Source organism: Rhizobium sp. CC1099 (genome assembly GCF_029714385.1).
Lineage (GTDB): Bacteria > Pseudomonadota > Alphaproteobacteria > Rhizobiales > Rhizobiaceae > Rhizobium.
This window is the reverse complement of sequence record NZ_CP121641.1, coordinates 594,479-606,652: the sequence shown is the minus strand read 5'-3', so window position 1 is coordinate 606,652 and position 12,174 is coordinate 594,479. Positions and strand designations below refer to the sequence as shown.

Below are 12,174 nucleotides of genomic sequence, written 5' to 3'. Positions count from 1 at the left end.
GAGAATCTCTAAACAGACTGATCGCATGGAAAGGATCGAGACCGATGGATACATTGCCCGCCAATATACCCGGCCTCGTCTGGGCCTACAGTTTTCCGGCAGGAAGCGGTAAGGCAGTGCGCCTGCACAACAGCGCGTTTCCGGCAGAACTGGTGTCCGGCAACGGCTTTTACTGGCTGCATCTCAATCTCGCCGATGCACGCGTCCCTGCCCTGCTCGAGACGCTGGACGGCCTTTCCGAAGATGCCAAGACGGCTCTCACAACGCGCGATACGCATGCTGCGCTTACCGTGGACGAGCAGATGCTCTACGGCACGCTCATCGATTGCCAGCGTGAATTCGATCAGGATACCAACGATCTCGGCTGGCTGCATTTCGCCATCGCCGATCGCTTCATCATCACCACCCGTCTGCAGCCGCTGCGCAGTGTCGAGCGGGCGCGCGCGATGATCGAAAAGAATCCGGCAAAATTCTCCCGGCCGGTGGACCTCTTCGAACTGCTGGTGATCGAGTTTCAGCGCACGCTGATTTCTGTTGTCATGGAGCTCACCGAAGAGCTGAACCTCATCGAAGACTTCGTCTACGACAACGTTTCGCGCGATGAGCGGCGGCGGCTGGCGCCGGCACGCCGCACAATCGTACGCCTCCACCGACACCTTAGAAACGTGTTGACGCTCATGCGGCGGGCCTCGGCCTCCGACGAGGACGAAATGCCCTTCGGCTTCGAGGATATCGCCGGCCGGCTAACGAGCAGGCTGGAATCGGTCGACCACGATATCTATGCATTGCAGGAACGCGCCCGCTTGCTGCACGAGGAAATCGACTCGAAGCAGTCCTCCGAGACCAACCGTCACCTCTACATTCTTTCGATCATGACCGCCTTCCTGCTGCCGCCTACGCTGGTGACCGGCTTCTTCGGCATGAATACGGCTAATCTACCCTTCGCCGAAGGACCTGGCGGTACGGAATACGCGGTGGCGCTCCTTATCGCTTCGGTGCTGCTTGCCTGGTGGCTGCTCAAGCGGGTCAATATTCTCTGACAAGAAAAATCGCTGTTCAAAGCACTGCTGCCATGGACGCATATCGAAATAGCGCAGACTTTGGGTGCCGGCTCGCACTTCGTCCCGCAGAAGCATAAGATCACAACCCGCTGGATTCGGTCATCCTGCAGATCAGGCGCCAAGGCATAGTAATTGTCGACGGGCCGGGCGAGCGGGCCGGAGCGATGGGTAAAATCCTGTCCGTTTACTTCAAGGATCCGGACGGCACCCTCGTCGAGGTGACCAACCAGCTCTAGAATGACCGCATCGAGTCGAGACGAAGGCTTTGCGGTGTTGCGCGTTCGTTCCCTGGCGCAAAGCAGCCGCCATTGTGCCGTCCTCTCGAGGTGAACTGGCGGCATTTATATTCAATATCGAAAAGCCCGGCAGTGGTTGCCGGGCTGATCGGTTCAAAAATTGTATTAAGCCTCAGTTGTAAGGCGAATAGCATTGCTGACGCGGGCCGTTGTAGGGCTGGAACGTATTGTCGTAAGCCCGATATGAACGGTAGCGGTTTGCGCACCAGGCGACGTGACCGCCGCCGCCACTGTAGGCCGGCGGGGCAACGTAGCGCGGCTGCGAGGCGATCGCGCCACCGATTATGGCGCCGGCACCGAAAGCAGCCAGCGGATACCAGTAGCCGTTATAGTGACGATAGCCAGGGCGCGAATAGCGATAGCCGCGATATCCGCCATAGTAACCAGGGCGATATGCGGGACGGTAACCCGGATAGTATCCGGGACGATAGCCCGGGCGATAGTAACGGCGATACTGAACGTTCTGCACGTCCGAGGATTTTTCCATCTGCGGTGCTGCCGGCATCTGAATGGCCTGGGACGGCACGAAGCTCGTCAGGACAACAGCAGCGGAAAAGACGGCACTGGCAATTTTCTTACTGAGCACATTCATTGTATTCTCCAATCCCCAGCGCGAATCTAGCCTCGCCTGTAACGTATGAGTGCGGAAAATGTTCCCAACACGCGCCGTTCGGCATGGATTGAGTTTCTACCGGAACGCAAATGAACCGGGGATTAACCGGTTCATTTTCCGCAATTGGAACGGGAAGAGTCAGGCGACGTCGGAAAGCTTCGCCTGATCGCCCTGGAGGCGCTTCACCATGAAGTTCGAATACCATTCGAGGAACTGCATGACGCCGCCTTCATGGAGCATCGAGTAGGGACCGGGCTCGTAGGCCGGCGAGTGGATGCCGAAGGCATTCTCTTCGACGATGCGGCGGTCCTGATCGTTTGTTTCCGTCCAGACGTGCGTGAGTTCCTCGAGATTGTAGTCCACGCCTTCGACGGCGTCCTTGTGGACGATCCACTTCGTCGTGACGGCTGTCTCGTTGGCGCTGAGCGGCAGGACGCGGAACGAGATCGCGTGGTCGCCGAGCAGGTGGTTCCAGGTCGTCGGATAGTGAAAGAGCAGCATGGTTCCGATGCGGTCGATCTTCACATCCTCCGAAAGCGGGCGCTTGACGGCACTCTTGCCGGACATGGTGTAGCTTTCGGCATCCTCGATCAGCGGCATGCGGGCGGTGCGGAACTGGCCGTCCGGCGAGATCTGGAACTTGCTCGGAAGGCCCGCCGCCTCGCAGCGCGCCCAGTGACCGGCGATTTCCGGGTCGTCGGCGCCACCGTCCGTGCCGGTGACGCTCGGGGCTTCCGGATAGGTGCGGCAGAGTTCCGGATGGTTGGCAGCGCAGTGATAGCACTCGCGATTGTTTTCCCAAACGAGCTTCCAGTTGCCCTTTTCGATAATGGTGCTCTGGAAGGCGATCTTGCCTTCGTTCAGACGGTGGGGAAGCAGATAGGGGCTGACCATGTCGCGGGTCGGCTGGAAGTCCGGTGCCTTTTCTGCCAGGCAGATGAAGATGTAGCCCGCAAAGTTCTCGCAGTGCACGGGCTTCAGGTTGTAGCCGCTCTTGTCGAAATCATCGCCCATGTGCCGGGCGAAGGCGAGCTTGCCGTCGAGGTCATAAGCCCACTGGTGATAGGGACAGACGAGGCGAACCGACGAGCCGTGTTCCTTGGTGCAGACTCGCGAGCCGCGGTGGCGGCAGCTGTTGTGAAAGGCACGGATGACGTTGTCGCGGCCGCGTACGATGACTACGGGATACTGGCCGATCTGAGCCGTGAAATAGGCGCCGGGCTTCGGCAGTTCGCAATCATGGCCCATGAACAGCCAGTCGCGATAATAGATCATCTCCATATCGAGCTTGAAATAATCTTCGTCGATATAGAAAGGCTGCTCAAGGCTGAAGCCTGCGCGCCGATTCTTGAGCTGCCGCAAAACGTTGCTGCGAATATCCATCTGTTTATCCTCGTGCCATAGGCTGCCGCCGCGAAGGCGGGATGGAAGCGCCCGCTTCTTCTCCATGCGGGAGAACTATCATGGCGTCATTTAAACACCGGCCATGACTGCCGCTTGGTTGTAATGCGACATCGGCTTCGAAATTGACGACAGCGTGGCGAGGCAACATGATTTTCGCCTCCGCCCCAGAGCCTTCAAATGCGACATCCGACAAACTCAAACCTGACAGCACAATCCACCTGCATTCGCCGTCATTATCGCATCTGCGACGCCCTTTCGCCACACGCTCCCGCCATCATGCGCAAGAGAGGCGCTTTAACGGGCCATTAAGCATAAACTCCTATGTTTCCCTTATCGGACAAAGCAAATGGAATGCGAGCCATGGCGAAACTTCGCTATTTCGACGCCAAAGGAGATGCCAGGCCGCAGGACATGAAGCCTGCAGCGCCGCATTCCGAATTTCTCCGCACCGGCAAGATCACCCGCGATCGTGCGCACTGGCTCGCCGAAGAACGCCGCTACCTGAGCTACCGCGAAGTAAGCGAAAAAACCGGCCGAAAACTGCACACGGCAGGCATCAAGGCGCATCAGCAGATCAATGGCTTCCACCGCACGATCCAGTTCCCAAAGATGGTGTTCCACCGGACGCTCGCCGACAGCCCGCATCTCGGCTACTGCCATGTCACGGCGGCGCGGACGAAATTCGCCCGCTACGAGGAGGTCAGCTGGGCCTTCTACATCGCCAATTTCTACGCAGACATCGGCGACAACGACAATTTCTTCCATCACATCGATATCAAGTATTCCCGCATGTATTTCGCCGTCGCAATCAAGCCCGGCGAGCATACGCCGGAGAAAATGACGATCGACCGCTCCATTCGCGGCAATGGCGTGCTCTTCAGAACCGATGATCCGCAGGTGGCGATCAGGAATGTGCTTCTGCTTGGCGCCCGCAACGAACAGCTTCGCGAAATCATCCGCCAGCTCTGATATTGATCGCAAGCTTTCAAAGGCCTATGGGACTGCCTGGAACAACGGGCGGCACATGGCACGCATAATCGACATCGCAGAACATCGACATGAAGCGCTGCAAATGGCGTCCGCCGTGCTTTCGGAAGGTTTTCCGGTCGCCATCCCGACTGAGACCGTCTACGGCCTTGCTGCCGATGCCACCAATGCGGCGGCGATAACCCGTATCTACGAGACCAAGGGCCGCCCCCGCTTCAATCCGCTGATCTGCCATATGAGCGATCTGGCGATGGCGGAAGAATATGCGGAGTTCGATCCGGTCTCGCGCGCATTGGCGCAAGCCTTCTGGCCAGGGCCGCTGACGATCGTCCTGTCCTTGAAGGCGGAAAGCCGGATCCATGCGCTGGCAACTGCCGGTCTGGATACGGTTGGTATCCGCGTGCCGAAGGGGTTTGCGGGCGATCTGATCCGCGCCTTCGGCAAACCGCTCGCCGCACCGAGCGCCAACACATCGGGCAGGATCAGCGCCACCAGCGCAGCGCATGTCGACGCCGATCTCGGCGGCAAGATCCGGCTCATCGTCGACGCAGGCGCCAGCACCGTCGGCGTCGAATCCACTATCGTCAAGGTCGAGGACGGCGAACTGAAACTGCTGCGGCCTGGTGGGCTTCCCGCTTCCGAGATCGAGCGCGTCGCCGGCAAGCGGCTGCGGCGTGCCGGCAAGGCATCCGCAGCAATCGAGGCTCCCGGCATGCTCGCCTCGCATTATGCGCCCGGTGCCAATGTCCGTCTCGATGCCGGGGCTGTTAGAAGCGACGAGGCCTTGATTGCCTTCGGCGCGGCCGATGTCGCGGGTGCGAGCGATGCCGCCATCGTGCTCAACCTCAGCCCCTGTGGCGATCTGGCGGAGGCGGCTGCCAATCTTTTCGACTACATGAAGAAGGCCGATGCCAGCGGCGCAGCGACGATCGCCTTTTCGCCGATACCGGACGAGGGTCTTGGCGAAGCGATCAACGACCGTTTGCGGCGTGCCGCCGCGCCGCGCGAATAACAAGGAAGGAATGAGATCGATGAGCGCCAGCGTCTCGCCCGAACTTCTCGACCGCTTCGCCGCAATCGTCGGCGAGAAATACGCGCTGCGCAGCGAGGCCGAGCTTGCCCCGCACCTGATTGAGAACCGAGGCCTCTACCACGGCTCTTCCCCTCTCCTGCTCAAGCCCGCGAATGTCGAGGAGGTTTCGGCCATCCTGAAGCTTGCGACGGAAACCGGCACTGCGGTCGTACCGCAGACGGGCAATACCGGCCTCGTCGGCGGCCAGACGCCGCGCGAGGGCAAGTCGGACATCATCGTCTCGCTCGAGCGGATGAACAGGATCCGCGACGTCGATCCGGTGGCGAACGTGCTGGTTGCCGACGGCGGCGCAATCCTCGCCGAGGTGCAGAAGGCGGCCGAGGCGCATGGCAAACTTTTCCCGCTCTCGCTCGGCGCCGAAGGCTCCTGCCGGATCGGCGGCAACCTCTCGACGAATGCCGGCGGAACGGCGGTGCTTGCCTATGGCAACATGCGCCAGCTTTGCCTTGGCCTCGAAGTCGTGCTGCCGACCGGCGAAATCTGGGACGGCCTTCGCCGCCTGAAGAAGGACAATACGGGCTACGACCTTCGCGATCTCTTCATTGGCGCCGAAGGCACGCTCGGCATCATCACCGGTGCCGTCCTCAAGCTTTACCCGCAGCCGCTCGGCCATCAGGTCGCCTTTGCAGGACTCAACTCCGTGGAGGAGGCGCTTGCCCTGTTCAATCTAGCGAGCAGCCTCTGCGGCACCTCGCTGACCGGCTTCGAGCTGATGCCGCGGTTCGGTGTCGAGATCACCGCCAAACATATCGAGGGCGTGCGCGATCCGCTGGAATCGGCTTACCCGTGGTATGTGCTGATCGACATCTCGACCTCGGATTCGGCGGAAACCGCCGAGCGGATGATGAATGCGCTGCTCGAACAGGGTTTTGAGGCGGGGCTAGTGCAGGACGCGGCGATTGCCTCATCCGTCGCGCAGCAGAAGGCGCTGTGGCATATGCGCGAGAGCATGTCGGAGGCCCAAAAGCCCGAAGGCGGTTCGATCAAGCACGATGTTTCTGTGCCGGTCTCGAAGATCCCGCATTTCATGCACGAGGCCGGCGAGGCCGTGATGGCGGCAATGCCCGGCGCCCGCATATGCGCCTTCGGCCACATGGGCGACGGCAATATCCATTATAACATTTCCCAGCCGGTCGGCGCCGACAAGGACGCCTTCATCGCCCGCTGGCATGAGATCAACGAGATTGTGCACGGCATCGTTCTGGCACACAGCGGCTCGATCTCGGCAGAGCACGGCATTGGTCAGCTCAAGCGCGACGAGCTCGCCGCGATCCGCCCCGCCATAGAGATCGACCTGATGCGCCGCATCAAGCGTGCCTTTGATCCGGCGAACATCATGAACCCGGGGAAAGTGGTCAGCGTGGAGTAAGAACGTGGCGGCTTAACCGCCACCGGTCAGAATCTGCAGCGCCGGCGATTGGGTCGTGACGTTCTGAATGTCGTACATCGCCGTGAACCGCTTCACCAACTTGTCGACCTTCTTCGAGTCGCCAAGATCCTTCAGGTCCACAAACTTTTCGAGAAGCGCAACCTGCTTCTCGACATCCATGCTGGAGATCTGGCTCGGCAGGTTGTAGGCGGTGGTGATGACCTGGAAGAGCGCCTTGTCGCCGAGGATGGAGTAGAGCGAGGTGATATCCGGCGCCTTGCGGGCGAAGTAAAGCGCCAAGCGCGTGCCATCGTTCGTCTCGCCTTCCTGCGTCTCGAGCGTCTGCTGCAGATAGGCATCCTGCGTGCGATCGAGTGCACCCTGATCCTGGACGATGCCCAGCTTGGCGCGCGTGAGATTGCCGGCCGTGTCGAAGTTGAAGTCGGCGACGAGGTTCTTGAACTTCGAGTCCGCCTTGGTGTTCAGATAACTGTTTGCATCGTCGGGATCTGATGTGAAAATCTTGCGCAGCGTCTCTTCGTCGTAGTCCTTCGGATCGAGACCGACAGACTTGAGAATCAGACCGGTCAACCGGTCGTCCTCCAGGAAATCATCGAGAGATTGCACCGATTCCATGGTCTTGGCGAAATAGTCGACTTCCTCGGTCGCATCTTTGGATGCCTTCTCCTTCAGGGGACCGTCCTTCATCAGCATTGTGACATGCGACTTATAGTTCGTCGCATATTTGGCCATCGCGGCGGGCGACAGTGCCTGCAGCTGGATCGACGCGTTACCTTCGCCATCGAAATTGAAGGCTCTCGCCAATTGGGTGATGCGGTCGTCCTTGAAGGACGCGACATAGCCCTCGGGGTCGTAAGGATCACTTGCCAGCAGCCTGCGCATGACGGATTTCGACAGTTCCTCTTCCGTCAAGCCGTAGGCCTGAAGCGCAACCTGATAGAGGTCGGGCAGATCGTCGTTCGTCTTGTCTAGATCGCCGGTCTTGTTGGTCTTCAGGAAATCGTTGATGCTGTCGACGTCGGAGAAATTGTCCAGCGTCCTGGTATCGGACATGCGTGTCTTGTAGTTGGCGACGATTTCCTCGATGGCCGCTTTCGCCTCGTCGTCGTAACGGGCCATGTAGTTTACGGAAGTTGCCTGGATGAGGGAATCCGATTGCGGGCCGTCAGGCCCGAGGACGCTTCCATCAGCCTCAAAGCTGAAGGCCTGATGGACAGCCGTGGCACCCATCGTATTGGCATAGGCCGGATCGACAAGGATTTGCCTCAAGGCCGTGTCGCTCAGGTCCGTGCCGAAGCTGCTCGGGCCAAGACTGTAAGCGGCCTTGATGTAGTCCGTCAGGCGCTCATCGGCGATGAGGCTGTCAACATTGGTGATCGTCTTGATCTTGGATTCGTAATAGGCCTTGTTGTAGTCGGCAGCGGCCTTCGTCGTATAGACGATATCCGGAAACACGTCGTTGTCGACAATGACGGTCGACGAATTCAGATTGTACTGCTCCATGACCGTGTTTTTCTGGGTCGCGGTCTGGGCCGAGCCATTCACGGTGCCGTCTGCATTGAAATTGAACTGCGCCGCGAGCGCCTGGTACTTCTCACCGCCCTGAAGGTTCACCACGCTGTTCGGATCGTTGAGATCGCTGGTCAGCACATCCCGCAGAAACTGCTTGGACGCGTAGGTCGTATCGATGCCGAACGTCTTCAGCACATAGGTGCGCAGCCGCGTATTATTGACGAGATCATCGACTGTTTGCACGTCAGCGATCTCCGCGCTGTAATAGTCGGTGTCCTTGATCGCCTGCTTTTCCTGATCGGTGAAGGATGCGCTGTACCTGTCGATCAGGTCGTCTTCCTGCGCATCCGTCTGCGCATCGGGCTTGGGCGCATTAAAATTGAACGCCGCCGCGAACTGCTTGTAGCGCTGGTCCGAAAGCTTGTTGGCGAAACTGTCGGGGTCGGTCAGGTCGCTTTCCAGCACCTTCTTCATGAAGGCCTTGGCATAGGTCATGTCGTCGAGGCCATAGGCCTTCATCGCGTAGCTGTAGAGCTTGTAGTTGCCGAGGAAGTCGTCGACGTCCTTCACCTTGTTGATATTCTCGGCGTAGTATTCGGCGTCCCTTTTGACCGTCGCCTGCGAGGCAATGCGATCAAGACTCGTCTTCGGGTCGCGACTTATGATCGCGTAGGCAACGGAGGCGGAAATCATGAGTGCGCCCTTAAACAACCTAAAAGAATAATGCAGGATCCTGCGCGCATTTTGCCATGCAAAGCTTACCCGAGACTTACCTGACGCTGTCCCGCTTTGGCGCAGCCATCCTCGCCGGTCCGTTCATGGTCCGGAAACCCTGCCACATTGGTTTTTGATAACCATCGGGGAAGGCAAAGTTTTCTTAACCGCAAATTTTAAGTGGTCCGGAAGAGGCCCCGCCTATTGTCGAGGCGTAGAGGGCGAAAAAGCCCCGAGGAGAAGACCGGAAACCGGCTCTCAGGTAAGACAAGGGTAGAAATGAACATGAACAACACCGTTATGAAGCCCGCTTGGGCTGGAACGACACTGCGTCTCGATCCGTCGCGCTTTCCCCAGCAGGTCAGCTACGCCATCCACGACTCCACAAGTGACGTCAGCATAACGATCGATGAACGCGGCGCCGTCCTCCGCAAGACCCTTCCCTCCAGCGGCCTGCCACTTTCCGTTGCCCTGCCGAAGCGCGCCTTCAAAGGCGTTGCAGCCCGGGCGATCGACCACGGCAACGGGGAAGTGACCGTAACGCTGGAATTGCACCACGAAGATCCGGATCTCTGCATTCCGCTGCTTGTCGCCCACGATCTGTCCGATATCGCGGCCGATTGGCGGGGCTGGTCGGAGGCATTCCGCATTCCGATGCTGATGGTGGAGGCCGACGGCATTGCACGCCCGCTTGAGGAGCACCTCGGCGATTTGCGTACCAGCCACATGAAACCGCGCCGGCGCCATTCCTATTTCGCCAATCGCCGTCCGCGCTTCCTCGTGCGCCGCACGACCGGCAAGCTCGGCGTGACAATGAAGATCGAAGGCAAGGAAATTATCGCCCGCAATTAAGAATTCGGCGAGTGACCCAATCTGAAACCCGGCCTAGCGCCGGGTTTTTCGTTTCAATCAGGGAAGCCCAAAGAGCAGCGAGACGAACAGTCCCGCAAAGATGATCAGCCCGACACGGTTATTCGACTTGAAAAGCGCCAGGCATTGCGTCGCGTCGTTGATGTCGAGCCTGGCGATCTGCCAGGCGAACATGCCAGTGGCAATCAGCAGCCCGAGATAAGCCGCGAAACCGACGCCGGCCAAAACAAAGGCGAGCAGCATCAGGACCAGTGTTGCGCCATAAAGACCGATCAGCCACTGCCGCGTCCGATCGCCGAAAAGCCGGGCGGTGGAACGCACGCCGATCAATTCGTCGTCTTCCTTGTCCTGATGCGCATAAATCGTGTCGTAGCCGATCGTCCAGGCGACGGAAGAAAGGTAGAGCGCAATCGCAGCGAAAGACAGGCCGCCGAATATGCCAGCCCAACCCATCAGTGCGCCCCAGGAAAAGGCAAGGCCGAGGAAAAACTGCGGCCAGTCTGTGAAGCGCTTGGCAAACGGGTAGAGCGCAACGATGGCGAGCGAGAGCACGCCGAGAATGACTGCAAACCAGTTGAACTGCAGAAGCACCAGCAGACCGGCAAGCGCCTGAAGCACCATGAATATCTTTGCCTGGGTGCGCGTGACGCGCCCCGAAGGCAGGGGCCGCGAGCGGGTGCGTGCGACCTCCATGTCGATCCTGTGATCGACCAGATCGTTGTAGGTGCAGCCTGCCCCGCGCATGGCGACGGCGCCGATGAAGTAGAGAACCAGGTGAAACAGCGTCTGCGAGCCAGAAAACAGGCCTTGTCCCGCGGCCACATTCGCGGCAAGCGCCACCGACCAGAAGCAGGGCCACATCAGGAGTTGCCAGCCGATCGGCCTGTCCCAGCGCGCCAGCTGCGCATAGGGCCAGAGCCATGAGGGCAAAACCCGGTAAACCCAATTGTCCGAAGGCGCATCGGCAACGCGCCCGTTCAAGCCGCCAATCTGTTGCATGCGGCCATCTAGCGACGGGCGAAGGCGCGGGTCAATAGCAGCGTGGCCTGCCTCCGCGTTCATCTTCGCCGATAGAGAAAATAACGGCCCTTCTCGACGGACGCAGGCAGCGGCATTTCCTCCAGTTCGGAATGCTGCAATTCCAGGCCGCTTGCTACAAATCCCCCAAGGGTCAGCACGGCGACCACGCGAGAGGGCAACCACTCGCGGATGATTGCATCCTGCTCCCGATAACCGGTTCCGATGTCGGCATGAACGACGGCTGCCCTAGTGCCGGCATAACTCAGGCAAGTCTCCCTGATGTCGCCGATGACGACATCGCCGTCATCGGGCCGGCAGCTTCCATGCGCGCCGTTTTCGCGGTCGAATGCGATGATGTGCCGATCCGGGAAGCGCACCCGCAAATGGCTGTAGGTCCTGCCATTGCCGAGGCCGATTTCCAGGATCGGTCCACCGGGCAGGCTCGCCTGCCTTGCCGCGATGTGATCGAGAATATCCCTCTGTGCGGAAATCCTGCTGATGAAATCGTCGAGACGTGTTCGCATAGGCAGCTCCGAAGCTTGAACTCGAAACAAGCTTTACATTCAATCGTTCATCGCGCCGCGCGAAAGCGCAACAGACCCTTACCGCTGGTTCCAGCGCCGGATCACCGGCTCCGTCAGGTCGTGCTCATAGCCTAAGATGCTGATGCTTGCAGTATCGAGGACGAAGCGCGAGCCGTCTTCCGGCGGCAGGCCGAGCCAGCGGGCAGCGAGCACGCGCAGGAAGTGGGAGCTGGAGAAGATCAGGATCGACGCGCCGGCTTGGCGAAGCTCGCGGACGATACGGTCCGCCCTTGCGCCGACATCTGCGGCCATTTCTCCGTCCGGGCAGCCGTCGCGGAAGAGCTGCCAGCCGGGGCGGGCCGCGAGGATTTCCTTCGTCGTGATGCCCTCATAGGCACCATAATCCCATTCGGCGAGATCGGGCTTGATCACGGCATCTGCGCCGAAATTGGCAAGGGCGCAGGTGTTCGTCGCCCTTTGAGAAGGGCTCGACCAGACGGCCGAGACAATCAGTCCCTTCAGGCGATCCGCGAGTTTGCGGGCGGCCGTCTCGCCATTCGGGGTCAGCGGAATGTCAGTCCTGCCGGTATGTTTTCCGGAGAGGCTCCATTCTGTTTCGCCGTGGCGGACAAGATGGATTTCGGAAAATGCACTGCTCATCTGCACGCCTTTCCTTGTAGAAAAACGCGG

11 protein-coding genes are annotated in these 12,174 nt (G+C 59.6%); 5 read left to right on the top strand and 6 right to left on the bottom strand.

Going from position 1 to position 12,174, the window contains the following annotated elements; genetic code table 11:
• The first annotated feature begins 44 nt into the window (after window positions 1-44).
• Window positions 45-1,040: a transporter gene (locus tag QA644_RS02950; RefSeq protein WP_039844162.1), complete on the top strand. Its 996-nt coding sequence runs from the start codon at window positions 45-47 to the stop codon at window positions 1,038-1,040.
• A gap of 429 nt (window positions 1,041-1,469) precedes the next feature.
• On the opposite strand, the gene QA644_RS02945 is transcribed toward QA644_RS02950, so the two are convergent.
• Together QA644_RS02945 and QA644_RS02940 are read right to left on the bottom strand one after the other, a co-directional pair.
• Window positions 1,470-1,949, bottom strand: coding sequence for a BA14K family protein (locus QA644_RS02945; RefSeq protein WP_074066870.1), 480 nt, complete (start codon window positions 1,947-1,949; stop codon window positions 1,470-1,472).
• A 159-nt stretch (window positions 1,950-2,108) separates the two neighbouring features.
• Entirely contained in the window at window positions 2,109-3,353 is a 1,245-nt protein-coding gene (locus tag QA644_RS02940; RefSeq protein WP_283071012.1) for an aromatic ring-hydroxylating dioxygenase subunit alpha, read from the bottom strand.
• Window positions 3,354-3,734: 381 nt separating this feature from the next.
• Here QA644_RS02940 and QA644_RS02935 point away from each other — a divergent pair, with 381 nt between their 5' ends.
• From QA644_RS02935 to QA644_RS02925, 3 genes are read left to right on the top strand one after another with little or no spacing between them, the layout of a single operon-like run.
• The gene (locus QA644_RS02935; protein ID WP_239595231.1) at window positions 3,735-4,343 is read left to right on the top strand and encodes a DUF6656 family protein; all 609 of its coding nucleotides are present in this window, start codon (window positions 3,735-3,737) and stop codon (window positions 4,341-4,343) included.
• 55 nt (window positions 4,344-4,398) lie between these two features.
• The gene (locus tag QA644_RS02930; protein WP_239595233.1) at window positions 4,399-5,373 is read left to right on the top strand and encodes an L-threonylcarbamoyladenylate synthase; all 975 of its coding nucleotides are present in this window, start codon (window positions 4,399-4,401) and stop codon (window positions 5,371-5,373) included.
• 19 nt (window positions 5,374-5,392) lie between these two features.
• The gene (locus tag QA644_RS02925) at window positions 5,393-6,823 is read left to right on the top strand and encodes an FAD-binding oxidoreductase (protein WP_283071008.1); all 1,431 of its coding nucleotides are present in this window, start codon (window positions 5,393-5,395) and stop codon (window positions 6,821-6,823) included.
• A gap of 12 nt (window positions 6,824-6,835) precedes the next feature.
• Here QA644_RS02925 and QA644_RS02920 read toward each other — a convergent pair whose 3' ends face one another.
• Window positions 6,836-9,049 (bottom strand): DUF1217 domain-containing protein, encoded by a 2,214-nt coding sequence (locus QA644_RS02920; RefSeq protein WP_283071007.1) that lies wholly within the window; start codon window positions 9,047-9,049, stop codon window positions 6,836-6,838.
• 306 nt (window positions 9,050-9,355) lie between these two features.
• On the opposite strand from QA644_RS02920, the gene QA644_RS02915 reads away from it, so the two are divergent.
• Window positions 9,356-9,922: a DUF6101 family protein gene (locus tag QA644_RS02915; RefSeq protein ID WP_039846650.1), complete on the top strand. Its 567-nt coding sequence runs from the start codon at window positions 9,356-9,358 to the stop codon at window positions 9,920-9,922.
• Window positions 9,923-9,979: 57 nt separating this feature from the next.
• On the opposite strand, the gene ubiA is transcribed toward QA644_RS02915, so the two are convergent.
• The 3 genes from ubiA to QA644_RS02900 all read right to left on the bottom strand — a co-directional run bounded on the left by ubiA (window position 9,980) and on the right by QA644_RS02900 (window position 12,144).
• The gene (ubiA, locus tag QA644_RS02910) at window positions 9,980-10,939 is read right to left on the bottom strand and encodes a 4-hydroxybenzoate octaprenyltransferase (protein WP_074070183.1); all 960 of its coding nucleotides are present in this window, start codon (window positions 10,937-10,939) and stop codon (window positions 9,980-9,982) included.
• Window positions 10,940-10,998: 59 nt separating this feature from the next.
• The gene (locus QA644_RS02905; protein WP_283071006.1) at window positions 10,999-11,484 is read right to left on the bottom strand and encodes a class I SAM-dependent methyltransferase; all 486 of its coding nucleotides are present in this window, start codon (window positions 11,482-11,484) and stop codon (window positions 10,999-11,001) included.
• 78 nt (window positions 11,485-11,562) lie between these two features.
• Window positions 11,563-12,144, bottom strand: coding sequence for a histidine phosphatase family protein (locus tag QA644_RS02900; RefSeq protein ID WP_283071005.1), 582 nt, complete (start codon window positions 12,142-12,144; stop codon window positions 11,563-11,565).
• Window positions 12,145-12,174: the final 30 nt, after the last annotated feature.